23 protein-coding genes and 1 pseudogene are annotated in these 24,218 nt (G+C 69.3%); 17 read left to right on the top strand and 7 right to left on the bottom strand.

What is annotated here, in order from left to right; all coding sequences use genetic code 11:
• Positions 1-23 precede the first annotated feature (23 nt).
• From xth to ACETK8_RS07035, 4 genes are all read left to right on the top strand, one after another.
• A complete protein-coding gene (gene xth / locus ACETK8_RS07050) occupies positions 24-818 on the top strand; it encodes an exodeoxyribonuclease III (RefSeq protein WP_374038797.1) in 795 nt (264 codons plus the stop codon).
• Positions 818-1,333 (top strand): hypothetical protein, encoded by a 516-nt coding sequence (locus tag ACETK8_RS07045; protein WP_374038796.1) that lies wholly within the window; start codon positions 818-820, stop codon positions 1,331-1,333. The genes xth and ACETK8_RS07045 overlap by 1 nt, the downstream gene beginning before the upstream one ends.
• Positions 1,334-1,565: 232 nt before the next feature.
• The gene (locus ACETK8_RS07040) at positions 1,566-2,471 is read left to right on the top strand and encodes a cobalamin biosynthesis protein CbiG (protein WP_374039365.1); all 906 of its coding nucleotides are present in this window, start codon (positions 1,566-1,568) and stop codon (positions 2,469-2,471) included.
• A gap of 16 nt (positions 2,472-2,487) precedes the next feature.
• Positions 2,488-3,294, top strand: coding sequence for a hypothetical protein (locus ACETK8_RS07035; RefSeq protein ID WP_374038795.1), 807 nt, complete (start codon positions 2,488-2,490; stop codon positions 3,292-3,294).
• On the opposite strand, the gene ACETK8_RS07030 is transcribed toward ACETK8_RS07035, so the two are convergent.
• Positions 3,291-4,166, bottom strand: coding sequence for an aldo/keto reductase family oxidoreductase (locus tag ACETK8_RS07030; protein WP_374038794.1), 876 nt, complete (start codon positions 4,164-4,166; stop codon positions 3,291-3,293). The two genes, ACETK8_RS07035 and ACETK8_RS07030, sit on opposite strands and share 4 nt — an antisense overlap.
• A gap of 95 nt (positions 4,167-4,261) precedes the next feature.
• Between ACETK8_RS07030 and ACETK8_RS07025 the strand changes: the two genes are divergently transcribed.
• Complete coding sequence (locus tag ACETK8_RS07025) at positions 4,262-5,164, top strand: LysR family transcriptional regulator (RefSeq protein WP_374038793.1); 903 nt, start codon at positions 4,262-4,264, stop codon at positions 5,162-5,164.
• Here ACETK8_RS07025 and recN read toward each other — a convergent pair.
• The 4 genes from recN to ACETK8_RS07005 form a co-directional block, all read right to left on the bottom strand.
• Complete coding sequence (gene recN, locus ACETK8_RS07020; RefSeq protein WP_374038792.1) at positions 5,161-6,861, bottom strand: DNA repair protein RecN; 1,701 nt, start codon at positions 6,859-6,861, stop codon at positions 5,161-5,163. The genes ACETK8_RS07025 and recN overlap by 4 nt on opposite strands.
• A 55-nt stretch (positions 6,862-6,916) precedes the next feature.
• The gene (locus ACETK8_RS07015; protein ID WP_374038791.1) at positions 6,917-7,231 is read right to left on the bottom strand and encodes a BrnA antitoxin family protein; all 315 of its coding nucleotides are present in this window, start codon (positions 7,229-7,231) and stop codon (positions 6,917-6,919) included.
• Complete coding sequence (locus ACETK8_RS07010; RefSeq protein ID WP_374038790.1) at positions 7,176-7,460, bottom strand: BrnT family toxin; 285 nt, start codon at positions 7,458-7,460, stop codon at positions 7,176-7,178. Before ACETK8_RS07010 ends, ACETK8_RS07015 begins: the two co-directional genes overlap by 56 nt.
• 85 nt (positions 7,461-7,545) lie before the next feature.
• Positions 7,546-8,406, bottom strand: coding sequence for an outer membrane protein assembly factor BamD (locus tag ACETK8_RS07005; RefSeq protein WP_374038789.1), 861 nt, complete (start codon positions 8,404-8,406; stop codon positions 7,546-7,548).
• Between the two features lie 203 nt (positions 8,407-8,609).
• On the opposite strand from ACETK8_RS07005, the gene ACETK8_RS07000 reads away from it, so the two are divergent.
• The 11 genes and pseudogenes from ACETK8_RS07000 (at position 8,610) to ACETK8_RS06950 (ending at position 20,223) form a co-directional block, all read left to right on the top strand.
• Complete coding sequence (locus ACETK8_RS07000; RefSeq protein WP_374038788.1) at positions 8,610-9,542, top strand: ribose-phosphate pyrophosphokinase; 933 nt, start codon at positions 8,610-8,612, stop codon at positions 9,540-9,542.
• Between the two features lie 79 nt (positions 9,543-9,621).
• The gene (locus ACETK8_RS06995; protein ID WP_374038787.1) at positions 9,622-10,854 is read left to right on the top strand and encodes a hypothetical protein; all 1,233 of its coding nucleotides are present in this window, start codon (positions 9,622-9,624) and stop codon (positions 10,852-10,854) included.
• Between the two features lie 135 nt (positions 10,855-10,989).
• Positions 10,990-12,057 carry a hypothetical protein gene (locus ACETK8_RS06990; protein ID WP_374038786.1) on the top strand — a complete coding sequence of 356 codons (1,068 nt, stop codon included), beginning with the start codon at positions 10,990-10,992 and terminating at the stop codon, positions 12,055-12,057.
• Between the two features lie 146 nt (positions 12,058-12,203).
• A pseudogene (locus ACETK8_RS06985) lies at positions 12,204-12,776 on the top strand (50S ribosomal protein L25/general stress protein Ctc); the annotation flags it as partial.
• Between the two features lie 204 nt (positions 12,777-12,980).
• A complete protein-coding gene (gene pth / locus ACETK8_RS06980; RefSeq protein ID WP_374038785.1) occupies positions 12,981-13,595 on the top strand; it encodes an aminoacyl-tRNA hydrolase in 615 nt (204 codons plus the stop codon).
• 202 nt (positions 13,596-13,797) lie between these two features.
• Entirely contained in the window at positions 13,798-14,187 is a 390-nt protein-coding gene (locus tag ACETK8_RS06975) for a DUF2946 family protein (protein ID WP_374038784.1), read from the top strand.
• A gap of 71 nt (positions 14,188-14,258) precedes the next feature.
• Positions 14,259-16,286 (top strand): TonB-dependent receptor family protein, encoded by a 2,028-nt coding sequence (locus tag ACETK8_RS06970; RefSeq protein ID WP_374038783.1) that lies wholly within the window; start codon positions 14,259-14,261, stop codon positions 16,284-16,286.
• Complete coding sequence (locus ACETK8_RS06965; protein ID WP_374038782.1) at positions 16,286-17,638, top strand: PepSY-associated TM helix domain-containing protein; 1,353 nt, start codon at positions 16,286-16,288, stop codon at positions 17,636-17,638. The genes ACETK8_RS06970 and ACETK8_RS06965 overlap by 1 nt, the downstream gene beginning before the upstream one ends.
• Entirely contained in the window at positions 17,635-18,090 is a 456-nt protein-coding gene (locus ACETK8_RS06960; protein ID WP_374038781.1) for a copper chaperone PCu(A)C, read from the top strand. Before ACETK8_RS06965 ends, ACETK8_RS06960 begins: the two co-directional genes overlap by 4 nt.
• 77 nt (positions 18,091-18,167) lie before the next feature.
• Positions 18,168-19,262: a redox-regulated ATPase YchF gene (gene ychF, locus ACETK8_RS06955; RefSeq protein WP_374038780.1), complete on the top strand. Its 1,095-nt coding sequence runs from the start codon at positions 18,168-18,170 to the stop codon at positions 19,260-19,262.
• 109 nt (positions 19,263-19,371) lie between these two features.
• Positions 19,372-20,223 carry a DUF6065 family protein gene (locus ACETK8_RS06950; RefSeq protein WP_374038779.1) on the top strand — a complete coding sequence of 284 codons (852 nt, stop codon included), beginning with the start codon at positions 19,372-19,374 and terminating at the stop codon, positions 20,221-20,223.
• Between the two features lie 4 nt (positions 20,224-20,227).
• Here the strand turns inward: ACETK8_RS06950 and ACETK8_RS06945 are convergent, their stop codons facing one another.
• Both ACETK8_RS06945 and ACETK8_RS06940 read right to left on the bottom strand, forming a co-directional pair.
• Positions 20,228-21,271, bottom strand: coding sequence for an NAD(P)H-dependent flavin oxidoreductase (locus ACETK8_RS06945; RefSeq protein ID WP_374038778.1), 1,044 nt, complete (start codon positions 21,269-21,271; stop codon positions 20,228-20,230).
• A 38-nt stretch (positions 21,272-21,309) separates the two neighbouring features.
• Positions 21,310-21,804: a hypothetical protein gene (locus ACETK8_RS06940; RefSeq protein ID WP_374038777.1), complete on the bottom strand. Its 495-nt coding sequence runs from the start codon at positions 21,802-21,804 to the stop codon at positions 21,310-21,312.
• A gap of 115 nt (positions 21,805-21,919) precedes the next feature.
• Between ACETK8_RS06940 and ACETK8_RS06935 the strand changes: the two genes are divergently transcribed.
• Positions 21,920-24,202 (top strand): TonB-dependent hemoglobin/transferrin/lactoferrin family receptor, encoded by a 2,283-nt coding sequence (locus ACETK8_RS06935; protein WP_374038776.1) that lies wholly within the window; start codon positions 21,920-21,922, stop codon positions 24,200-24,202.
• Positions 24,203-24,218: the final 16 nt, after the last annotated feature.

Below are 24,218 nucleotides of genomic sequence, written 5' to 3'. Positions count from 1 at the left end.
CGACGCCGCTTAGCGTCCGGCCGATGCGCATCGCCACCTGGAACGTCAACTCCGTCAACGCCCGCCTGGCGACCGTCCTCGCCTGGCTGGAAGCGGCCCAGCCGGACGTCGTCTGCTTCCAGGAGATCAAGACGGTCGACGAGAAATTCCCGAGGGAGCCGTTCGAGAGCCTGGGCTACAACGTCGAGGTCTATGGCCAGAAGTCGTACAACGGCGTGGCCCTGCTCTCGAAGTTTCCGGTCTCGGACGTTCGGCGCGGCCTGCCGGGTCAGGATCTGCTGGCCGAGGACGCCGAGGATCAGGCCCGCTACATCGAGGCGGTGATCGAAGGCCCCCGTCCGGTGCGCGTCGGCGGCCTCTATCTGCCCAACGGCAATCCGATCGGGACCGAGAAGTTCGACTTCAAGATGCGCTGGATGGCGCGGCTGAACGCCCACGCTCGCTCGCTGCTTGAGCTGGAAGAAGCCTTCACCCTGTGCGGCGACTACAATGTCATCCCCCTGCCCGAGGACGCCAAAGACCCGTCCGCCTGGGTCAACGACGCCCTGTTCCAGCCCGAGAGCCGCGCCGCCTTCCGCGCGTTGAAGGGGCTGGGTCTCTACGAGGCGGGCGAACTGGGCCGCCAGCCGCCGGGCGCCTACACCTTCTGGGACTATCAGGCCGGGGCCTGGCAGAGGGATCACGGCATCCGCATCGATTTCCACCTGCTGTCGCCCCAGGCCGCCGACCGGTTCGTCGGGGTCAAGACCCACCGCGACGCGCGCGATATGGAAAAACCCTCGGACCATGTGCCGGTGGTGATCGAGCTCGCCGACTGATGGCCGAGGCGTTTCGCGTCATCCTTCTGGTGGCGCTGGCCGCGGCGGCCCTGACCACGGGCGCGCTGACGCTGAACTGGTGGATGGAGCCGGAGCGCCGGCTGCGTCGCGCCATGCTGAAATCCCTGGGCGCCCAGGCGGAAGCGGAAGCCATCTCCGCCAACGAGGGCCGGGCCGCCGGGCTGGATTTCGAGGGCGGCCAGATCGCCGTCCTGTGGGACCGGGGCGCGCACGGACTGGTCTACGGCTTCGACGAGGTCGAGGGCGGCGAGGTCATCGTCGACGGCCATGTCGTGGCGCGGGTCCGACGCGGCGAACAGAGGAAGGCGCTTGACGTCATGGCCCCGGATGCGGAGCTGGTGACCCTGCGACTGTTGTTCGCGGACGCCCGCTATCCGGAGTTCGAGCTGGCCCTGTGGAACGCCATGGCGCCCGGCCACGCGGGCTCTCCGCCCGAAGCCATGCGGCTGGGCCGGCGATGGTTGAGCCACCTCGAAGCGCTGCTGAAGGGCTAGCGTCTCCTCCTCGTCCGAAGGATGGGGAGGTGGCTCGTAGCGAAGCGAAGAGACGGAGGGGTTCTTGTCTAGCGAACACCCCAGAACCCCTCCGTCAGCTCGCAAGGGCTCGCTGCCACCTCCCCATCGCCAAGCGGCGACGGGGAGGCGACGAATGGCGCCATTGCCGCCTCGCGGTGAGGAGAGGTAGAAGCGCCCACCCTTGTCTCTGAGTATCCCGAAGGAGCCCGCCGTGGCCCGCCTGTTCGACGCCTATGTCATCGCCGACTGGACCGCCGCCGAAGGCAAGAAGCTGGGCGAGAACTCGGTGTGGATCGGCGTGGCCAAGCGCGACGTGCGCTTCCGCCTCTATACAGAGACCCACAATGTCGCGACGCGGGCCGAGGGCGAGGCCCTGATCCAGTCGATCCTGGCCGATCACAAGAAGCGCGGCGACCGGGTGTTCGTCGGCTTCGACTTCTCGCTGGGCTATCCGGTCGGCACGGCCGCGCGCCTGCAACTGACCGGGACGCCGGCCTGGACCGCGATGTGGAAATTCATCGCCTCCAACGTCGTGGACAAGGCCGACAACACCAACAATCGCTATCAGGTCGCGGCCAAGATGAACCGGCTGATGACCGGCGAGGCCTGGCCCCTGTGGGGCGCCCCGGCCAAGCAGGCGCAACGCTGGCTGACCACGACCAAGCCGCCGCAAGGGACCGGCGACATCCCCGAGTTCCGCGCGACCGAGAACGCGGTCCGCAAGGGCAAGCTGCAGCCCAAGTCGAACTGGCAGATGCACGGCGCGGGCGCCGTGGGCGGTCAGACCCTGGTCGGCATTCCGATGGTGCGTCGCCTGCTGGAAGGCCTCGGCTCGGCCGGCGCCGTCTGGCCGCTGGGCACCGGCTGGCGCCCGCTGGACGCTGCCGACGTGGAGCCCCTGTCGGTCCTGATCGCCGAGGTTTGGCCCTCCATGTGGCCGACCACGGTGCAGGAAGGCGAGTTCAAGGATCAGGCCCAGGTCCGCACCACCGCCGAGCATTTCGCCCTGATGGACGAGCGCGGCGAGCTGTCGGCCGCCTTCGGTCCCGCCAAGACCGCTGACGAGGCCCTGATCACCCAGGTCGAGGACGAAGAAGGCTGGATTCTGGGCGTCTGACGTTCCAGGCTGGGCCATGCGCCCCGCCGTCGTCGTCGTCGCCTGTCTCCTGTTCGGCCTGCTGGGCGGATGCGCCAGCACGCGGTCGTTCACCTATGAAGGCCCCGACCACGTTCGCACCGGCGCGTGCGAGCAGCGGTCGCCCGAGGTCTTCGCCATTTCGGGCGAGATCGACGCCGAGCTGGCGCAGTGCGTGCGCGACAACTTCGCCGACACCACCCGGGAGCTGGCGCTGGACACCGAGGGCGGCAGCGTGGAGGCGGCGCTGGACATCGTCGAGGTGATCCAGGGGCATGATCTGACCATGCGGGTGGAGGGCGAGTGCAACTCGTCCTGCGCCAACTACTTCCTGCCGCTGGCCGAACGGATCGTGGTCGAACCGAACGCCATGATCCTGCTGCACGGCAGCGTCGACCCGTGGACGATCCACCGCTGGCGCGAGCGCAAGGCGGAATTCATGGCGATGCAAACCGGTCGCGGCCGAACGGTGGAGGAGGCGGAGACGTCGTTTCAGCAGTTGCTGACCGACGCCGAGGCTCTGATCGTGCGTCAGGCGGCCTTCGCGGATCGGCACGGGGTGCGGCCCGGCTGGCTGCTCTACCGAGTGCCCGGCTCACGACAGGTCGTGGGTCTGAGCGACCAGCCGACCCGGGCCGTGGCCATCCTGGTCGAGGAGCGGATGATGCGCTCCTGCCTGCCGGGCGTGGAGATCGCGCCTTATCAGAAGACGCTGGAACGGCGATGGACACGGTCGCTGCGTCGCATCGGCCTGTTTTGGGTTCGGATCGCGCCCAGCGGCCGGGCGGCCTGCACCGCCGACTAGGCCGCGCCGATCCGATCCAGTTTCGCCACCGCCTCGGCCGGCAGGGCCAGATCGACGGCGGCGAGGTTCTCCTTCAGGTGCACGACCGACGAGGTGCCAGGGATCAGCAGCAGATTGGGCGACCGTTGCAGCAGCCAGGCCAGGGCGACCTGCATCGGCGTGGCGCCCAGTTCCGCCGCCACCTCCGACAAGGCGTCGGACTGTAGCGGCGTGAAACCGCCCAGCGGGAAATAGGGCACATAGGCGATGCCCGCCGCCGCCAGGTCGGCGACCATGGCGTCATCCTCGCGGTGGGCCAGGTTGTAGAGGTTCTGGACGCAGACGATCTCGGCCATGCCGCGCGCCTCGGCGATCTGGGTCGGGGTCACGGTCGAAAGGCCGATGTGGCGGACCAGACCCTGTTTCTGCAGATCGACCAGGGTGGCGAGTTCCTCGGCGATGGAGCCCTCGGCCGGGCCATGGCCGTCGCCGGAGCCCATGACGCGCAGGTTGACGACCTCGAGCGCCTCCAGACCTAGGTTCCGGAGGTTGTCATGCACCGCGCTGGTCAGTTCGGCGGCGGACATGGCCGGAAGCCAGGCCCCGGTCCCGTCACGACGGGCGCCGATTTTGGTCACCAGGGTCAGGTCGTCGGCATAAGGGTGCAGGGCCTCGCGGATGATCTGGTTGGTGACATGGGGCCCGTAGAAGTCACTGGTGTCGATGTGGTTGACCCCGGCCTCGACGGCGGCGCGCAGTACGGCCACGGCGGCCTGGCGGTCGCGGGGCGGGCCGAACACGCCGGGCCCGGCCAACTGCATCGCGCCATAGCCCATGCGGCGGACGGTGCGGTCGCCCAGGGTGAAGGTTCCGGCGGTATCGAGCGTGGTCATGATGGATCTCCTCGTCTGATGGAGACCTATGTGCGCCCTCTTCATCTGTGCGATAAGCCGACGCAATCGAAACAGGCCGTACGGAAAGTCGAACAATGGCGACCGATCTCTCGGACCTGAACGCCTTCGTCGCCGTGGCGCGGGCTGGAGGCTTTCGACAGGCCAGTCGCGCGACAGGGCTGAGCGCCTCGGCCCTCAGCGAGACGGTGCGACGGCTGGAAGACCGGCTGGGCGTGCGCCTGCTCAACCGCACGACCCGCAGCGTGGTCCCGACCGAGGCGGGCCAGCGCCTGCTCGACCGTCTGACGCCCGCGCTCGGCGAGGTCGAGGCGGCGCTGGATACGGTGAAGGGGCTGGGCGACCGCCCGGCGGGCACGCTGAAGCTGAACGTGCCGGTCAGCGCGGCCGTCATGGTCCTGCCCGCCATCGTGCCCGCCTTCCTGAAGGCGTATCCGGACATCGTTCTGGAGCTGGTGGTCGAGGAGCGGTTCGTCGATGTGCTGGCCGCCGGTTGCGACGCGGGCATCCGCTACGAGGAGAAGCTGGAACAGGACATGATCGCCGTGCCGATCGGCCCGCGTCGCCAGAGATTCGCCGCCGCTGCTACGCCTGACTATCTGAACCGGCGAGGGCGGCCGGAGCACCCTCGCGATCTCCTGCACCACGACTGTCTGCGCGGCCGGGGCTCCAGCGGCGCCCTGATGCCGTGGGAGTTCGAGCGCGGCGGCGAGATCGTCATGGTCGATCCGACCGGGCCGCTGATCGTCAACCTGGGCGCCGGGGTCGAGGTCACTGTCCAGGCGGCCCTGGCCGGGACCGGCGTGGTCTTCCTGTTCGAGGACTGGCTACGCCCGCATCTGGACAGCGGGGTGCTGGAACCCGTGCTGCCGGATTGGTGGCAGGAGTTCTCGGGGCCGTTTCTTTATTACCCCGGCCGTCGCCACGTCCCCGCGCCGCTCAGGGCCTTCGTGGACTTCATCAAGGCGAACCGGGACTAGCCGATCAGCGAGCGGGCCGCCGCGCGGGCTTCTTCGGTCACCGTCGCGCCCGACAGCATGCGGGCGATCTCTTCCTGGCGGGCGTCCGGCGACAGCGCATCCACGGTGGTCGTGGTGACGCCGGCGGCGTCGGCCTTGCGCACCTTCCAGTGGGCGTGGCCGCGGGCGGCGACCTGGGGGCTGTGGGTGACGACCAGGACCTGGGCCCCGGTGGACAGGCGTTTCAGCCGCTGGCCCACGGCCTCGGCCACGGCGCCGCCGACGCCCTGGTCGACCTCGTCGAAGATCATGACCGGCTGGCGCTGATCCTCACGCCCCGCCAGAGCGGCCTTCATGGCCAGGGCGAAGCGGGCCAGTTCGCCCCCCGAGGCGATGGCGTCCAGCGGCCCGAAGGGCGTGCCGGCGTTGGTGGCGATCTCGAAGCGCGCCGTCTCGACGCCCAGAGGCCCACGCCGTCCCTCGGCCACCGGCTCGAGCGCCACGCGGAAGCGGGCGCGGTCCAGTTTTAGCGGGCCCAGCTCCTCCATCACCGCCTTGGCCAGGCGGTCGGCGGCGGCCTCCCGCGCCGAACTGAGCAAGGAGGCGGCCACGTCATAGGTCTCGCGCGCCACGGCGGCGTCGCGGGCGGCGGCGGTCATGGCCTCGGCGCCGTCCTCGATCAGGCGAAGCTGCTCGCGCAGGGAAATCCGCAGGGCCGGCAGGGCGTGGACCGTGGTGTTCAGCTTGCGGGCGGCGGCGCGCAGGGCGAACAGCCGCTCCTCGGCCTTATCCAGCCGGCCGGGCTCGAAGTCGAAGGCGGCGGCGGCGGCGTCCACTTCCGCGATGGCTTCAGCGGCCTCGACCATGGTGCGATCGATGGCCTCGGCGGCGCTGGTCAGGCGAACGAACACGGGATGATCGGCCTCGACCCCGGCCTGGGTGGCGCGCTGGCGGGCATGCTCGACGGCGCGGAGGGCGGCCGCCAGTTTCTGGCTCAGCTTGTCGCCGCCGAGGTTGGTGCGGGCGTCGGACAGGTCGGCGACCGCCTTCTCCGCCGCGCCCAGGACCGCGCGCTCGCCGGCCAGTTCCGTCTCCTCGTCCTCGCGCGGGTCCAGAGCGTCGAGGTCGGCGAGGTTCAGGGAGATTTCCTCGGCCCGGGCGGCCGCATCGGCGGCGGCAGCGCGCAAGCCTTCCAGATGCGCCTCGGCCGCCTTCAGCTTGTCGGACGCGGCGGCGACCCCGCCCAGTTGTGGGGCCAGCCCGCCGTAGGCGTCGAGCAGGGCGCGGTGGGTCTTCCAGTCCAGCAGACCCACGGTCTCGTGCTGGCCATGCACCTCGACCAGACGGGCGCCGATCTCGCGCAGGGCCGCGACCCCGGCGGACTGGTCGTTGACGAAGGCGCGGCTGCGGCCGTCAGCCGAGACGATGCGGCGCAGGATCAGGTCCTCGCCCGGCGCGACCTCGAACCCCTTCTCCCGGATCAGCTCCAGCAGGCCCTCGTCGTCGGGCGCGGTGAAGACGGCGGTGGCGACGGCCTGCTTGGCGCCCGCGCGGACCAGGCCCGCCTCCCCTCGCCCGCCCAGGGCCAGACCCAGGGCGTCCAGGATGATCGACTTGCCGGCCCCGGTCTCCCCGGTCAGCACGGTCAAGCCCTCGTCGACCTCCAGATCGAGGACGTCGACCAGCACCACGTCGCGGATCGAAAGACTGGTCAGCATGGGGCGCAACGATTCGGCATCGGCGGCAGTCTAAACCAGAACAGGCCGGGAACGGTTAGTCGGTAAATCCTGCACCTTTCCGCAGAGCCGCGTTAATGCGCGACTGCCAGCCGGGACCACCAGCTTTGTAGTAGTCAATGACCTCGGCATCGAGGCGCAATGTCGTCTGGACCTTGGGCAACGGAGACCGGGGGCGGCCGGGCGAGCGTGCGAACTGAGCAAGCACATACTCGGGGAAGACATCACGCCCGAAGCGAGCTTGCGCGATCATCTCCTCAGTCAGCTCCGGAGCGTCGTCGTCATCCAGCACAAACTCACGAGGTGCTTCGGCTACTCCGCTTCGTTTCGACGAACCTTTGCTCTCGGTCATTGGCCTTCCTCAGGCTTATAGCGCGGATCAATCCTCCGCGCTCCGTGAACACAAGGACGTGGAGGCGCGCTTCGATATCATCGTAAGCAAGCCACCTCGTTTCACCATAGTCACTGCGTGCGTCCGGAATGACGACTGCACGAGCCAAATCGATCCGGTTCGCCAGCTGCAATGACATGCCATGTTTGGCGATGTTCGCAGCATCCTTGTCCGGATCGAACTCGATCATTTATGTAGCTACATAAATGATCGAGGACAAGTTTCGCTCAAGCAGGGAGACGCCGCGCATCGAGCGATAGCGAAAGACAACAGCCTCAACCCGGAATGATCCGGCGCAGCCAGCTTTCGCGTTCGGCGGTCGGGGCCGTCTCCGGCCGGCGGCCATCGGCGGTCAGCAGGGCATAGGCCTCGGCGTACCAGGGGCTGCCCGGATAGTTGTAGCCCAGCACCGAGCCGTTGCGCTCCGCCTCGTCCTTCAGGCCGAGGGTCAGATAGACCTCGACCAGACGATACAGGGCTTCGGGCGTGTGCGAGGTGCGCTGGAAGGCCTCGTTGTCGACGACGGCCTTGTAGCGGCCGATGGCGGCCAGGGGTTGGTTGGCGCGCTGATACCAGCGGCCGATGTTCATTTCCTTGCCGGCCAGCTGGTCGTTGACCATGTCGATCTTCACGACCGCGTCGGTGGCGTAGGACGACCCCGGATAGCGACGGGCCACGTCGCGCAGACCGGCCAGGGCCTGTTCGGCCTGGGCCTGGTCGCGGCCCACGTCCACGATCTGCTCGAAGTGGCAGGTGGCGCGCATGTAGTAGGCGTAGGCGGCCGACGGACTGCCCGGGAACAGCTGGATGAACCGGTCCGAGGCGGCGATCGATTCCGCATAATTGCCGTTCTGGTAGTAGGCGTAGATCTGCATCAGGATCGCGCGGCGCGACCACTCCGAATACGGGTGCTGACGCTCGACTTCCTGGAAATAGTCCACCGCATCGGCCCAGCGGTGCCGCTGAAGCCGCTCGTAGCCGGTGTTGTAGAGCAGCTCGACCGGCCGCTCCTCATAGGCCAGGCGCGGGCGGTTGCGGCCGCCGTTGCAGGCGGCCGTGGTCAAGGCCGCCACGGCGATCAGAGCCACAACGCCGCCCCGGCGCAGAACGGACGAAGACTTAAGGGAAGTCGGCAACCTGGAACCTCATCACACCCCGCCCGGACGGCGTCGGCGACGCGCCCGGGGATCAAGATCGCGTTCTCTAACATCGGCGCTCGCAACGCGCCATGCGCCGATAAGGGCAATCACGGCTTGATACGGGCCGACGCGCTGCTAAAGAGCGCGCCAGTAAGGAACTGACGTCATTGGCGGTCCGATGACGGCGAAAGGATGACCGGATGAAGCTGCTCGCTGGCAACTCGAACCGGCAACTCGCCCAGGCCATCGCCGACCACCTGGACATGCCCCTGACCAAGTCGCAGGTGAAGCGTTTCGCCGACAACGAGGTCTTCGTCGTCATCGAGGAGAACGTGCGGGGCGAAGACGTCTTCGTCATCCAGTCGACCTCCTATCCTGCGAACGACAACCTGATGGAGCTCCTGATCTGCATCGACGCCCTGGTGCGGGCCTCGGCGAAGCGGATCACGGCCGTCGTCCCCTATTTCGGCTATGCCCGTCAGGACCGTAAGACCGGCGGTCGCACGCCGATCTCGGCCAAGCTGGTGGCCAATCTGATCACCCGCGCCGGCGCCGACCGGGTCCTGACCATGGACCTGCACGCCGGCCAAATTCAGGGCTTCTTCGACATCCCGACCGACAATCTGGTGGCGACGCCGGTGCTGGCCCAGGACATCAAGGAGAACTATCAGCGCGGCAACCTGATGATCGTGTCGCCCGACGTCGGCGGCGTGGTCCGCGCCCGCTCGCTGGCCGAACGACTGAACGTCGACCTCGCCATCGTCGACAAGCGCCGCCCCAAGGCGGGCGAGTCGGAAGTCATGAACATCATCGGCGACGTCTCGGGCCGCCAGTGCATCCTGTTCGACGACATCGTCGATTCGGGCGGCACCCTGGTCAACGCGGCCAAGGCCCTGATCGAGGCCGGGGCGACGGAAGTGTCCGCCTACATCAGCCATGGCGTCCTGTCGGGCCCGGCGGTCCAGCGCGTGACCGACGGCCCGCTGAAGGAACTGGTCATCACCGATTCGATCGAACAGCCGGACGCGGTTCTGGGCTGCGCCAAGATCCGCACCGTGCCGGTCGCGCCCCTGATCGGCGAGGCCATCCGTCGGATCGCGAACGAGGAATCGGTCTCGAAACTGTTCGACTGATCACGAAAACGTCGAGCGCCTTGCCTCAAAACCGCCGGACTGCGCGTTTCAGTCGGCTCAAGCTTTCGGGGGATCCGCCATGCGTCTGAACATCCGTAGCCAGGGTCCGGCCCTGGTCGCTCTCGCCGTCGCTGGACTGCTCTCCTCCTGCGGCCCCAGCCAGGCCGAGCTTCAGGCCGAGGAAATGCGGATCGCCGCGATCGAGGCGGCGGCCATCGCCGCCCGCCTGCCGCCGCCGGTCGCCCTGAACGACAGCGTGGCCCGTTCGGCGGCCGTATATCTGACCTTCACCCGTGACATGGCCACCATCCGGGGCGGCTTCTCCAGCCCGCAGGCGGTGCAGGAGGCCCTGCGTCGCGGCGCGGCCTACGACCCGAACCAGATCTCGCGCGGCCTGGTCGCCTATGCCTCCATCCTGGCGCTGCAGTCGCCGGAGTTCGTCGCGGGCGTGCGTCAGGCCGGCGCCGACCCGATCGAGCGCCGCCAGATCATCGACCGGATCGTGGCCAACCCGGCCTACGCCTCCACCCTGCCGGGGGGCGAGGCCGCCGCCAGCCTGGTCATGGGCGTGCTGGAAGCCGACATCGTCGCCCTGTCGACCGCCGCCGATTCGGTGGAGAGCGACGCGTACAACATTCAATACACCGGCGATCAGCGGAACGGCTGGGGCCGCGCCACGGCGGACAACCGCGAGGCCCGGCTTCAGGCCGTGAAGGACCTTAGCCGGCCGGTCATGGCCTCGGCCTCCGAGACCGCGCGCCTGTACGCCGCCTCCAACAGCGGAACGGGCCTGGGCGTCACCGCCGGGCGGACGCGTCGCGGCCCCTATGCGCCCTCGGTGACCAACGCCCTGGCCATGGCGGCCCTGGCCGCTCTGGGCGCCGCCGGAGACAACGCCGTCGCCAACACCGACGCCCTGCAATACGACCGCGCCAGCCAGGACTGCCTCGCCAGCTCCAAGCTGAACCTCTACCAGTGCATGGCTGCCGCCCGTCCGACCTATGAGGACATGTTCTGCCTGGGTCGCCACGTCATCCGCGACCTGTCGACCTGCGCGCGCGGCGCGGCCCTGCCGACCGCCATCATCACCGTGGGCAATCCGACCCAGAGCGGGTCGCGCAGCCCGGCCCCGACGCGGTCGCCCGCGGCCGAGCCCCAACCGTTGCCGGCGCCTTCGGTCGAGGCTCCGGCGGTCCGCGAACCGACGATCACGCCCGTGCCGCTGACGACCCCGGCGCCGACCCAGAGCCCGGCCGCGCCGTCCACCGTCCAGTCGCCGACCCAGCGCCTGAACGCCGGCCCGAACAGCTAAGCTCGGGCCTCGCGGCGCCGGAGAGTTGAACGCCTCTCAGGCGATTAACGATCGGAAAACCATGAGGAAGGCTTATAGGCCTTCATGACCACGGCGCCGGAGAGCGCCGCTGTATCCTTGTGGGGAAAAATCACCATGCGCCTGGCCCTTCCGCGTCGCGGTCTCGCGATCGCAGCCGCTGCCGCCGCGGCCATCCTGGCCTCGTGTTCGACCCCTGAGCCGGAGCCCGTTCCCCCACCCCCGCCGCCTCCGCCGCCCCCGCCGGTCACCCTGAACGAGGGCGTGGCCCAGGCTGCCTCGATCTACGTCACCTTCATCCGCGACGTCGGCACCATCCAGGCCGGCGGCTTCCAGGACGCCGAATCGATCCAGGCCGCCATGCGCAAGGGCGCGGCCTATGATCCGGCCACCCTGTCGCGCGGCATGATCGCCTACGCCTCCATCCTGGCGCTGCAGTCGCCGGAGTTCGTGGCGGGCGTCCGCTCCTTCGCCAACGATCCGGTGCAGCGCGCCGACGTGGTCGCCAACATCATCCGCGATCCGGCCTATGCCGCCGGCCTGCCGGGCGCCGACGCCGCCGCCGGCCTGATCGTCTCGACCCTGAACCAGGACATCGCCGCCATCACCCTGATCGCCGACGGGGTGGAGGCGGACGCCTACACCATCCAGGAGCGCCGCGACCCGCGCCGTCGCTGGGCCACCGCCCCGATCACCAGCCGCGAGGTTCGCCTCGAATCGATCAAGACCATTTCGGCCGGCCAGATGCTGCCCTCGGCCGAGGAATCGGCCCGCCTGTTCGCCGCCGGCAACTCGGGCTCCGGCCTGAACCTGGCCCCGGCCCACAACGGGCCGCCCTATACCCCCGCCGTGGTCAACGCCCTGGCCATCGCGGCCCTGGCGGCCATGGGGGCGGCCGGCGACGACGCACGCGCCAACACCGAGGCCCTGTCGATCGAGACCAACGCCCAGTTCTGCCTGGATATGTCCAAGCTGAACCTGTTCCAGTGTCTGGCGGCCGCGCGCCCCAGCTATGAGGACATGTTCTGCCTGGGCCGCCACATCGTGCGCGACCTGGCGACCTGCACCACCCAGGCCATGACGCCGGCGCCGGTCGCGCCCGTGACGGCCACGGCCGAGGTCACGCCTGTGGCGGTGGAGGCGACCACCGCCTCCCTGTCCGCGCCGACGCCCACGGCCAACTAGCACCAGGCGTTAAAACTCGACTCCAAGGGCGTTGCGCATGCGGTCGCTTGCGTGTAATGACCCGCGCTCTTGAATTCGAGGGTCCATGACCCCGCCGCGCGGGCAGAGAAGTCTGCGCAGGCGTTTTTGTTGTTGAGGCGAGCCAGATGGCCGAGATCATTCTGAACGTGGACGTCCGCGAGAACACCGGCACCGGCGGCGCGCGCGAAGCCCGTCGCTCGGGCGCTGTCCCGGGCATCCTGTACGGCGGCGACAAGGCCCCGGTTGCCATCTCGGTCAACGAGAAGGAATTCCGGATGAAGCTGTACACCGGCAAGCTCCTGGGCCACCTGGTGACGCTGAAGTACGGCGACGAGACCCAGCCGGTCATCGCCAAGGACGTCCAGTTCGGCCCGGTTTCGGACCGTCCGCTGCACTTCGACCTGATGCGCGTCGACGAGAACGCCACCATCAAGATCGAAGTGCCGATCCACTTCATCAACGAAGACCAGTGCAAGGCCTTCCGTCAGGGCGGTTCGCTCGAGATCGTCCGTCACTCGGTCGAGATCATGGTCCCCGCCAACCACATCCCGGAAGACCTGATCGTCGACCTGGCCGGCCACAAGCTGGGCGACATCATCCGCTGGTCGGACGTCAAGGTCCCCTCGGACGTCGACGCCACCATCACCGACCGCGACTTCGTGATCGCCTCGATCAAGACCTCTTCGGCCGCCAAGGCCGCTGACGAGATCGAAGAAGCGATCGCCGAGGAACAGGCCGCTGCCGAGGAAGCCTCCGCCGACGAAGTTCCCGCCACCGAACAGGGCGACGACGAAGCCGCTTCGGAAGACGGCGAGACGTCGGAAGGCTAAGCCTTCGGTATACTCCTTCGGAAACGGCCCCTCCGGCGACGGACGGGGCCGTTTTCATTTGCGGATAGCGCCATGCTGATCATCGCCGGCCTCGGCAACCCGGGCCCCAAATACGAGAAGAACCGCCACAACATCGGCTTCATGGCCGTGGACGAGATCGCGCGTCGCTGGCGCTTCGGCTCCGACCGGGCCAAATTCCAGTCGGTGATCTGCGAGGGCGAGGTCGAGGGTCGGAAGATCCTCCTGATGAAGCCCCAGACCTTCATGAACAACTCCGGCAACGCGGTCGGAGAGGCGGCGCGCTTCTACAAGATCCCGCCGAAGGACATCATCATCTTCCACGACGAGATCGACCTGGCTCCCGGTCGCTTCCGCATGAAGACCGGCGGCGGGGCGGCCGGCCAGAACGGGGTGCGCAGCCTGATCAGCCAGCTGGGCGCCGACTTCCGCCGCGCCCGCATGGGCATCGGCCACCCCGGCGAGCCGCAACTGGTCATGCCCCACGTGCTCGGCGACTTCCACAAGGCCGAACAGCCCTGGCTGGACGCCATGCTGAACGCCTGCGCCGACGCGCTTCCGTTTGCGGTCAAAGGCGACGACGAGCGTTACCAGGGCGAGGTCATGCGCCTGGCCCCCGCGCCGAAGTTCAGCCCGCGTCAGGCCGCCCAGGCGGCGAAGGGCGAATAGGACTTCTCCTCCCCGTCCGAAGGATGGGGAGGTGGCGGCGAGCCCGTCGCGAGCTGACAGAGGGGTTCTTCGTGCACGCAGAAAAGAGCCCCTCCGCCTCCTCCGCTACGCTCCGGATCCACCTCCCCATTCGCCAAGCGGCGAGCGGGGAGGAGACTTTGCCGCGCTTCTCAACCGTGCAGGTCTGGGATAGAGCCGCCCCGTGACCCGTCCTCAGGCCGAATCCTGGTCGACCGCGCGTTCGCTGGCCTTCCTCGCCGCGACGTTCGCCATCGTGTTCGGCAGCCTGCTGCCGTTCGCGGCGCTCGCGGCCTCGACGCCGGGCCACCCCATGGTCATCTGCTCGACCGAGGGGCCCCAGACCATTTCCATCGGCGTGGACGGTCCGGACGCCGGCAAGGGCATGGCCGGGGCCAAATGCGCCGCATGCGTCCTCGCCTTCGCCGCCGCCCTGCCCGAACCGCCGCGTCTCACCCCGGCCAAGGGCGCCAGCGTCCACCCGGCCACCGTCTTCGTCGCCCAACACGAGGCCGCCCCGCCGCCCGCGCGCGGCCCCCCGCGTCCGCCCTCGACCGCCCCTCCCCACGCCTGAACCAGATCGACCTTGAAGCCACGCGCCCCTGACCGGGGCCGCGTTCGCCTGTCCCTGATTCAGGAAATCCCATGTTGTTGAAGACCACCGCGGCGCCTTTGGCGCTGCTGCTCGCCGCCGCGAGCGCCCCCGCCTTCGCCCAGTCGCACGACGCCGCCACCACCCTGCCCTCCGTCGAGATCGTCGGCCGCCCCACGGCGCGCCAGATCGCCGTCGAGGAGGCCACCGTCCGCCTGAACCAGCGCGCCGGGGCGGTCGACGTCATCGCCGCCTCCGAGTTCGACCGGGGTCGCGCCACCACCCTCGGCGACATCCTGACCTACGCCCCCGGCGTCGTCGCCCAGACCCGTCACGGCGAGGAGGTCCGGTTCTCCATCCGGGGCTCCGGCATCCAGCGCGGCTTCCTGATGCGCGGCGTCCAGCTCTATCAGGACGGCGTGCCCATGAACCTGGCCGACGGCGGCGGCGACTATCAGTCCATCGATCCCCTGGCGATCCAGCACATCGAGGTCTGGCGCGGCGCCAACGCCCTGGAATACGGCTCCAGCACGCTCGGCGGCGCCATCAACTTCGTCACACCGACCGGCCGCACGGCGGACCTGGCCCGTTTGCGGTTCGACGTCGGATCGTTCGGCCAGCAGCGCGCCCACCTGATGGTCGGCGCCGCCGACGCCACGACCGACGGCCTCCTCAGCGTCACCCGCAGCGAACAGGACGGCTGGCGCGACCATTCGGCGACCGAGGCCACGCGCATCACCGCCAACCTCGGCCGCCGATTCAACGACACGCTGGAGGGCCGGTTGTTGCTGACGCGCGTCGACAGCGAACTGGAACTGCCCGGCAGCATTTCCCGCGCCGCCCTCGACGCCGACCGCCGACAGGCCGCCCCCAACAGCGACCGCCTGAACGCCGGCAACAACTACGTCCTGACCCGCGCCGCCGCCCGTCTGACCTGGGCCCCGTCCGAAGGCCGCAGCATCACCGCCTCGGCCTACGTCTCCGACCGCGACCGCTTCCATCCCATGACCTTCGGCATCCTGGATCAACAATCCCAGGACCTGGGCCTCGACGTCCGGGGCGTGTTCGACCTCGGGTCCGGCGGCCTGACCCGCCGCCTGGTCGTCGGCGCCTCGACCGCCCGCTACGAGGGCACGGAGAACCGCTTCACCAACCCCAACGGCAGCCCCGGCGTCCGCACCGGCCTGAACGACGTCGAGGCGGACCTCCAGACCGTCTACGCCGAATACTCGCACGGCCTGACCACCGACCTGACCGTCCAGCTGGGCGCCCAGGCCACCCGCGCCACCCGCAAGCTGGACAACCGCACCACCCCCTCCGGCAGCTATGACGAGACCTTCGAGGCCTTCAGCCCCAAGCTGGGCCTCCTCTGGCAGGCCACCTCGGCCGATCAGGTCTTCGCCAACGTCAGCCGCAGCTTCGAACCCGCCCCCTTCGGCGAGGCGCCGGTGCGTCCGCTCCTGCCCCTGCCCGACGCCCAGGAGGCTACGACGCTTGAGCTCGGCTGGCGGCGTCAGGCCGGTCCTGTCCAGCTCGAGGCGACCGCCTACCGCGCCTGGATCGACAGAGAGCTTCTGGCCCTGACCGACGCGACCGGAACCTCCATCGGCACCGCCAACGCCGACCGCACGATCCATCAGGGGGTGGAACTGGGCGCCCGCCTGCCGTTGACCGAGACCGTCAGCCTGCGCGGCGCATACGTGCTGAACGACTTCCGCTTCGACGGCGACGCCCAGTACGGCGACCGCCGCATCGCCGGCCTCCCCGAGCACCTTCTGCATGCCGAGGTCGAGTGGCGCATCGCCCCCTGGCTGTCGGTTGCGCCCTCGGTCGAATGGCAGTCGGACGTCTGGATCGACCACGCCAATACGGTGAAGTCCTCAGGCTTCGCCCTGGCCCACCTGCGGCTCGGCGGCGACGTCACCCCCCGCGTCCGCTGGTCCGCCGACGTCCGCAACCTGTTCGACCGGGAATACATCGCCGGTACGGCGGTTCAGGCCAATGTGCGGGGCGCCGACGGGGCCTACTATTTCCCCGGCGATCCGCGCTCGGTCTACGTCGGTCTGGAATGGCGCTACTGATGGCCGGCGCGATCAAGACACCCGGCCTGCTCTCGGACGCCTACCGCACCGTCTGGCGCTGGCATTTCTATGCGGGGCTGCTGGTCCTGCCGATCCTGATGCTGATGGCCCTGACCGGCGGCCTCTACCTGTTCAGGGACGAGATCGACGACGCCGTCTATCGCCAGATGGCCCAGGTCACGCCCGCCGCCAGCCCCGCCTCGCCGGACCAGTGGCGCACGGCCGCCGAACAGGCCACGGGCGGCACGGCGACCAACGTCCTGATCCCCAACCGTGACGACCGCGCCGTCCGCTTCGGCGTCACGATTGAAGACGGCTCGAAACGCACCGTCTTCGTCGATCCGGCCGACGCCCGCGTCACCGGCGTCACCCCCTTCGGCGGGGTCATGGAGACGGTCAAACACCTGCACAGCCTCGCCCTCGTGGGGACCTGGGCCAATGTGCTGGTCGAGATCGTGGCGGGCTGGACCATCATCCTGGTCGCCACCGGCGTCTTCCTGTGGTGGCCGCGCGGTCGCGCCGTCGGCGTCGTCTCGATCAAGGCCGCCGAGCCCGCACGTCGTCCCTTCTGGCGCGACCTCCACGCCGTGACCGGCCTCTATGCCGGGGGCGTGGTCCTGTTCCTTGCGGTCACCGGCATGCCCTGGTCCGCCGTCTGGGGCGAACGGGTCGGCGGCGTCATCCGCGACCACAGTTGGGGCCGTCCGCCCGCCCCGGTCGCCAGCGCCTGGTCCCATGCCGCCGAGGGCCATGCCCCCGCCGGCGTCGGCTGGACGCTGGAAGGCATGGAAATGCACGCCATGCACGGCGATCACGCCATGCCCGCGCCCCGCCTCTCGACCGTCATCGCCACGGCGGAGCGGGAGGGTCTGGCCAAACCCTATCAGGTCTCCATCCCGACTGACCCGACCGTCGCCTTCACCGCCACCCGTCAGGTGCAGAAGGTCGAAGACACCCGCTCCCTCTACGTCGACGGCGTCACCGGCGCGGTCGCCGACGACATCGGCTACGCCCGCTTCGGCCCGGCGGCCCAGGCCATCGAATGGGGCATCGCCGTCCACCAAGGGACCCAGTTCGGCTGGGTCAGCCGCTACCTGATGCTGGGCGGCTGCATCGGCATCTGGCTTCTGGGGATCAGCGCCGTCGTCATGTGGTGGAAGCGTCGTCCGAAGGGCCGCCTCGCCGCCCCCGTCGCCCCGCCCGGCCCACGTGCGAAGACCGCCGTTCTGGCCATCGTCCTGCCCCTCGCAATCCTGTATCCCCTGACGGGCCTCAGCCTGATCGTCGCCGTCCTTCTGGATCGCGCGGTCGCCCTGCTGTCGCACCGTGAACCCAAAGGACAGACGTCTTGACCCGCTCCCTCGCCTTCGCCGCCGCCCTGTCGGCGCTCGCCCTTTCCGCCTGCGGCCAGTCCGGTTCGTCCGGAACGGCCGGCGCCGGGCCCGTCGCCGTCGCCGACGCCATCTGCCGCCCGACGCCGAACGGCCGCCAGATGACCGGCTGCTACCTGACCCTGACCGCGCCCCAGGCCGATACCCTGGTGTCGGTCGCCTCCCCCGTCGCCGCCCTGGCCCAGGTCCACGAGATGCGGATGGAGAGCAATATGATGATGATGCGCGAGCTGGAGCAGGGCCTGCCCCTCCCGGCCGGTGAAGCCGTGGCGCTCGCGCCGGGCGGCAACCACATCATGCTGATGGGCGTGACCGAGCCGCTGCGCGCCGGCGACACCGTGCCCCTGACCCTGACCTTCGCCAACGCCGCGCCGGTCGAGATCACCGCGACCGTGGGCCAGCCTCCCGCCTGACGCCCCTAGCAGCGCGAGCCTGACAAACGGGTCCGAACCCGCTAAAGGCTCGCGCTCATCGAAAGCTCCCGAGACCCATGGCCCTTAAAGTCGCGATCGTCGGCCTGCCCAACGTCGGCAAGTCCACCCTGTTCAACGCCCTGACCAAGACGGCGGCGGCCCAGGCCGCCAACTACCCGTTCTGCACCATCGAGCCGAACACCGGCGACGTGGCGGTGCCTGAGTCGCGTCTGGACGTCCTGGCCGAGATCGCCGGCTCCAAGGAGATCATCCCCTCGCGCATCACCTTCGTGGACATCGCCGGCCTGGTGCGCGGCGCGTCGAAGGGCGAAGGTCTGGGCAACCAGTTCCTGGCCAACATCCGCGACTGCGACGCCGTGGCCTTCGTGGCCCGCTGCTTCGTCGACGACGACATCACCCATGTCGAGAACCGCATCGACCCGATCTCGGACCTGGAGATCATCGAGACCGAACTGATGCTGGCCGACCTGGAAAGCCTCGAGAAGCGCTACGCCAACGTCGAGAAACGCGCCAAGACCGGCGACAAGGACATGCAGGTGACGCTCCGCCTGATCAACGTCGCGCTCGAGAAGTTGCGCGCCGGCAAGCCCGCCCGCACCGCCGAAATCTCCAAGGAAGACCAGAAGGGCTGGGCCATGCTCCAGCTCCTGACGTCGCTGCCCGCCCTCTACGTCTCCAACGTCGACGAAGGCTCGGCCGACAAGGGCAATGAGCTGTCGGATCTGGTCGCCAAGCGCGCCGCCGCCGACAACGCCAAGGCCGTGGTCATCTCGGCCAAGATCGATTCCGAGCTGGCCGTTCTCGACGCCGCCGAACAGGCCGAGTTCCTGGAAGGCCTCGGTCTCGAAGAGCCCGGCCTGAACCGCCTGATCCGCGAGGCCTATGCCCTGCTGGGTCTGCAGTCCTACTTCACGGTCGGTCCGAAGGAGGCCCGCGCCTGGACCATCCACATCGGCGACACGGCGCCCCAGGCGGCCGGCGTCATCCACACCGACTTCGAGAAGGGCTTCATCCGCGCCGAGACCATCGCCTACGAGGACTATGTCGCCTTCAAGGGCGAGGCCAAGGCCCGCGAGGCCGGCAAGCTGCGCGCCGAGGGCAAGGCCTATGTCGTCAAGGACGGCGACGTGATGAACTTCCTGTTCAACTGACGCCTCCAGCCGCCGTCAGGCGGCCGGCGTCGGCCACAGCATGCCGAATCTGAGCTGGCGCCCCGGCCTGTCACAAGCCCGCGTCATTGGCGTGCGAGGGTGGCGGGCTATGAAGAAGCTCAAAGGCTCCGCCCCCGCCCGCCCCAGGTCCGCTCCGGCGCCCCGCGCCGCCGACACCGAACTGGTCTGCTATGTGCGGAACGGCTGGACCCCGCGCATCGCCCCGGCGTCCGCGCGACGCGGCTGGATGAACGAGACGCCGGAGAGTTTCGCCTACCGCTGCCTGCCCCTGGCCATCGCCAACTCGCACGGCTGGGAGGTGCTGAGCCCCTGCGGATTTTCCGCCATGTGGGACGGCGGCGTCGAGGCCTCCTCCGTCAAGATCGTGCTGGACGAGGGCGCCGACAAGAAATCGGCCCCCCACTCCCTGTTCGGCAGCGGCACCATCACCTTCCACGTCGACGGCATCATGCGAACGTCGGAGGGCTGGAACCTGTGGGTCGGCGGACCGCCGAACGGCATCAAGGACGGGATCGCGCCTCTGGGCGGCGTCGTCGAGACCGACTGGTCGCCCTATACCTTCACCATGAACTGGCGTTTCACCCGGCCGGACGTCTGGATCCGGTTCGAGGAGAACGAGCCCTTCTGCCACTTCTTCCCGACGCCGCGCGGCGTGGTGGACGGGCTCAAGCCCGAACTGCGGCCGATGGAGGATCAGCCTGAGTTGCTGGAAACCTTCGACGCCTGGGCCAGGACCCGCCGCGAATTCCAGGAGTGGGTCAGGAAGACCAAACCCTCCGCCCCCGCCGACCAGTGGCAGAAGCTCTACTATCGGGGCCTGCATCCCGACGGCAAACCGGGTCCGGCCGATCACGAATCCAAGCTGCGCCTGTCGGAGTTCCGCCAGACCGGCTCCCGCCGCGTCTGTCCGGTCGATCATCAGGCCCTGAAGAAGCGCTGACGCCTCAGCCCATCTCGGCCTTCAGCGCCGCGATCAGTTCGGCCGCCGGCAGGCCGCGGGCCAGGGGCGCGCCCTGCCCGGCCCATTGCGCGCCGTAGCCGCCCTCGCCCCTGGCCCTGGCCGCCGCGTTCAGCGCCTTCCCGGCGTCATAGGCGATCGGATAGGCGGGCACGGCCGCGCTCAGGCGCTCGCCCAGAGCCGTGAACCGGTTGGCCAGACACCGCGCCGGACGGCCCGACACCGCGCGAGTCATCGTCGTATGCCGCGCGGCTTCGCTGACCAGCGCCGCCCGATAGGCTTCCTCCGCCGCGCTTTCCGGGCAGGCGACGAAGGCCGTGCCCAGCTGCGCCGCCACCGCGCCGAGATCTAGCACAGCGCGCACGCCAGCCCCGTCCATGATCCCACCGGCCGCGATCACCGGCAGACCGCTATCAGCCACCAGCAGCCGCGTCAGGGCCAGGGTCCCCAGCCGGTCGTCAGGCGCCTCTGGATCGAACACGCCGCGATGCCCGCCCGCCTCCCAGCCCTGCGCCACCACCGCGTCGATCCCCGCCGCCTCGGCCGCCCGTGCTTCGTCCAGACTCGTCGCCGTCGCCAGCAGCACACACCCCGCCTGTTTCAGCGCCGCGACCCGCCCGGCGTCCGGCAAGCCGAAATGGAAGCTGACCACAGCGGGCGGATGGGCCAGCAAGGCCGCCGGCATGGCGTCGTCATCGGCGAAGCTTCTGTAGATCGTCCGCAGCGTCTTCGGCGGCTCCGCCCCATAGGCCGCGAAGCTCGGTGCCAGGGCGTCCAGCCACGCCGCCTCCACCACCGGATCCGGCGTCGGATCGGCATGGACGAACAGGTTCACGTTGAACGGCCGGTCCGTCAGGGCCCGCGTCTCGGCCATCATGGCCGTCGCGCCCTCCGCATCGGTCGCCCCCACGGCGATCCCGCCCAGGGCCCCGGCGTTCGACACGGCAGCCGCCATCCGCGGCGTGGACACCCCCGCCATCGGCGCCTGCAGGATCGGGACGCTCAGCCCCAGCCGTTCGAGAATGGACATGGTCCGCAGCTAGTCACCCGGACGCCCCGCCGCAATCGTCAGGGCGCGACGGGCGGCTTCGTCGCCGTGTCGCCCAGGGTCGTGCATTTGTGCAGTTCGACCGGCTCGCCGCCGCGATCCAGATAGCTCATCCGCATGGTGTCGCCGGTGACCTGGAAACGCACCCGCTCGGACCGCGCCGTCCCCTCGGAGACGCAGGCCAGGGTGGTGACATAGCCGTCCGCCACCTCCTCCACCGCCGCGATCTCGCAGGAGTTCTCATAGCCCTCGAACCGGGTCGAGCTGATCTCGATGGGCCGTTCGGCGCCGCGCGGATCGGCGCACCACTCGACCTTCGCCGCCCAGCGCCCGACGAAGCTCTGCGCGCCTCGCCCCGGCAGCATCGAGGTCTGGCCGGCGGCCGCCGGGGCCGTGGGATCGCCGCCGATAGGCGCAGCCGGCTCGGTCGGCGGATTGACCGGCCCGCTCTCGCCACAGGCGGCCAGGGACGCCAGGACGACGGGCAGGATCAGGGTTCGCAGGGTCAGGGGCATGTGGCCCTAACGCGACGCCCATGGCCAAGGTTCAGTCCACCTGACTCAATTGCGATTGCTTCGCAGGATCGTTAGCAGTAAGGCGACCCCCTCATTTTCAAGCGGAGCCGTCGCCATGCGCACCTTCCTCACCCTGTCGACCGCCGCCGCGGCCATCCTGACCGCCCTGCCGGCCGCCGCCCAGGTCTCGCATGACGACCAACAGGCCACCCGCCTGCCGGAAGTGTCGGTGGTCGCCACCCGCACCGAGACCCCGGTCGATCAGGTCGCCGCCACCGTCACCGTCTTCACCGACGAAGAGATCGAGCGCCTGCTGTTCACCGACATCAAGGACCTGGTCCGCTACGAGCCGGGCGTCAGCGTCGTGTCGCAACCCGCCCGCTTCGGCGCCGCTCTGGGCACCGCCGGTCGCGCGGGCAACGAGGGCTTCACCATCCGCGGCCTCGGCGGCGACCGCGTCCTGATGGTCGTGGACGGCGTGCGCCAGCCCGACGGCTTCGTCTTCGGCGCCCAGAGCGTCGGCCGCGGCGGCTATTCGGATCTGGACCTGATGAAGTCGGTCGAGATTCTGCGCGGTCCGGCCTCGGCCCTTTACGGTTCGGACGGCGTCGCCGGCGCGGTCAGCTTCACGACCAAGGACCCGGTCGACTTCCTCGACGACGGCCGCAACTTCGGCGCCCGCGCCCGCGTGGGCTACAACTCCGCCGACGCCGGCTGGACCGAGGGCCTGGCCGTCGCCGGTCGCTCGGGCGCCTTCTCGGGCCTGATCGCCTACACCCACCGCGACAGCGAAGAGACCGAGACCCAAGGCACGGTGACCGGCGAAGAGACCGTCACCGTCAACGGCGTGCCTTCGATCGTCTATTCCAACCGCACCCAGGCCAACCCGCAGGACATCAGCTCCGACGCCCTGCTGGCCAAGCTGATCTGGGACTTCGCCCCGAACCAGTCGCTGCGCCTGACCTATGACGGCTACCAGATGGAGTCCGACGCCGTGGTCCTCAGCGGCCGCACGACCCGCACCGTCGCCGCCCCGCCGACCGCCGCCACGGCCGTCCTGGGCCTGACCGCCGCCGACACGACCGAGCGCCACCGCGTGGGCCTGGACTACCGCTTCACCGACACCTTCGGCCTGGATCAGGGTCAGGTCTCGGTCTACGGCCAGCAGGCCGAAACGCGTCAGTATACGTTCGAGGACCGCGTCGGCACGGACCGCATCCGTGACAACCAGTTCAACAACGAGGTGTTCGGCGTCTCGGCCTTCGCCCGCAAGACCTTCGGCGAGGGCTCGGGCGTCGAGAACCGCCTGACCTTCGGCGGCGACTGGTCGCAGACGACCCAGGAAGGCATCCGCGACGGCACCGTGCCGCCGGCCGGCGAAGTCTTCCCGACCAGCCCCTTCCCCAAGACCGACTACACCCTGGCCGGCGCCTTCATCCAGGACGAGATCGTGCTGGCGGGCGGCGCGCTGCGCATCATCCCGGCGATCCGCTTCGATTCCTACGAACTGTCGACCAAGAGCGACCCGCTGTACGTCGGCGCCCGCGCCGACCAGAGCGACGAGCGCTTCTCGCCGAAGCTGGGCGTCGTCTGGCAGGCGACCTCGCAGTTCCAGCTGTTCGCCAACTACGCCGAGGGCTTCAAGGCCCCGACCCCGTCGCAGGTGAACAACGGCTTCTCCAACCCGGCCCAGGGCTACACCTCGGTCTCCAACCCGAACCTGTCGCCGGAAACCAGCCAGTCGATCGAGCTGGGCGCCCGCCTGACCCGCGCCAATGCCCTGAACGGCGTGCTGGACGCCCAGGTCGTGGTCTTCCAGTCCGACTATGACGACTTCATCTCGCAGCAGCAGGTCGGCGGCGCCTTCACCCCGGCCAACCCGGCCATCTACCAGTTCGTCAACTTCGCCTCGGTCGAGGTCGAGGGCATCGAGGCCCGCGCTAACCTCTACTGGGACAACGGCGTCTTCATGCGCGCCGCGGCCGCCTATGCCGACGGCGACCAGACGACCGGAACCACCAAGGCCAAGCTGACCACCATCGACCCGCTGAAGCTGGTCCTCGGCATGGGCTGGAACGAGGCCGGCGGCCGCTTCGGCTTCGAGGGCGTGGTCACCTGGTCGGCCCAGAAGGACAACCGCGACACCAACGGCCTGGGTTGCTTCAACCAGGCCCCGTCGGTCGGGTGCCTGACCGGCAAGGAGTTCGCCCTGATCGACGTCACCGCCTACTGGAACGTGACCGACACCGTCACCGCCCGCGTCGGCGCCTTCAACCTGACCGACGAGAAGTACGGCTGGTGGAGCGACATCCGGGGCGTGGCCGCGTCGTCGCCGGTCGTGGACGCCTACACCCAGCCGGGCCGCAACTTCGGTCTGTCGCTCTCCCTGCGCCTGTAAGGTTGCGCTCGTGACC

The organism is Brevundimonas staleyi (assembly GCF_041893865.1).
Lineage (GTDB): Bacteria > Pseudomonadota > Alphaproteobacteria > Caulobacterales > Caulobacteraceae > Brevundimonas > Brevundimonas staleyi.
This window is presented reverse-complemented; position numbering and strand designations above follow the sequence as displayed.

Bases quoted from the DNA above. Each gene is read 5' to 3' on its own strand.
- ACETK8_RS07000 (WP_374038788.1), top strand. From the start codon at position 8,610: ATGAAGCTGCTCGCTGGCAACTCGAACCGGCAACTCGCCCAGGCCATC.
- ACETK8_RS06970 (WP_374038783.1), top strand. From the start codon at position 14,259: ATGTTGTTGAAGACCACCGCGGCGCCTTTGGCGCTGCTGCTCGCCGCC.
- pth (WP_374038785.1), top strand. From the start codon at position 12,981: ATGCTGATCATCGCCGGCCTCGGCAACCCGGGCCCCAAATACGAGAAG.
- ACETK8_RS07015 (WP_374038791.1), bottom strand. From the start codon at position 7,231: ATGACCGAGAGCAAAGGTTCGTCGAAACGAAGCGGAGTAGCCGAAGCA.
- ACETK8_RS06940 (WP_374038777.1), bottom strand. From the start codon at position 21,804: ATGCCCCTGACCCTGCGAACCCTGATCCTGCCCGTCGTCCTGGCGTCC.
- ACETK8_RS06945 (WP_374038778.1), bottom strand. From the start codon at position 21,271: ATGTCCATTCTCGAACGGCTGGGGCTGAGCGTCCCGATCCTGCAGGCG.
- ACETK8_RS07035 (WP_374038795.1), top strand. From the start codon at position 2,488: ATGCGCCCCGCCGTCGTCGTCGTCGCCTGTCTCCTGTTCGGCCTGCTG.
- ACETK8_RS07030 (WP_374038794.1), bottom strand. From the start codon at position 4,166: ATGACCACGCTCGATACCGCCGGAACCTTCACCCTGGGCGACCGCACC.
- ACETK8_RS06990 (WP_374038786.1), top strand. From the start codon at position 10,990: ATGCGCCTGGCCCTTCCGCGTCGCGGTCTCGCGATCGCAGCCGCTGCC.
- ACETK8_RS06950 (WP_374038779.1), top strand. From the start codon at position 19,372: ATGAAGAAGCTCAAAGGCTCCGCCCCCGCCCGCCCCAGGTCCGCTCCG.
- ACETK8_RS06965 (WP_374038782.1), top strand. From the start codon at position 16,286: ATGGCCGGCGCGATCAAGACACCCGGCCTGCTCTCGGACGCCTACCGC.
- ACETK8_RS06935 (WP_374038776.1), top strand. From the start codon at position 21,920: ATGCGCACCTTCCTCACCCTGTCGACCGCCGCCGCGGCCATCCTGACC.
- ACETK8_RS07025 (WP_374038793.1), top strand. From the start codon at position 4,262: ATGGCGACCGATCTCTCGGACCTGAACGCCTTCGTCGCCGTGGCGCGG.
- ychF (WP_374038780.1), top strand. From the start codon at position 18,168: ATGGCCCTTAAAGTCGCGATCGTCGGCCTGCCCAACGTCGGCAAGTCC.
- ACETK8_RS06995 (WP_374038787.1), top strand. From the start codon at position 9,622: ATGCGTCTGAACATCCGTAGCCAGGGTCCGGCCCTGGTCGCTCTCGCC.
- xth (WP_374038797.1), top strand. From the start codon at position 24: ATGCGCATCGCCACCTGGAACGTCAACTCCGTCAACGCCCGCCTGGCG.
- ACETK8_RS07045 (WP_374038796.1), top strand. From the start codon at position 818: ATGGCCGAGGCGTTTCGCGTCATCCTTCTGGTGGCGCTGGCCGCGGCG.
- ACETK8_RS07010 (WP_374038790.1), bottom strand. From the start codon at position 7,460: ATGATCGAGTTCGATCCGGACAAGGATGCTGCGAACATCGCCAAACAT.
- recN (WP_374038792.1), bottom strand. From the start codon at position 6,861: ATGCTGACCAGTCTTTCGATCCGCGACGTGGTGCTGGTCGACGTCCTC.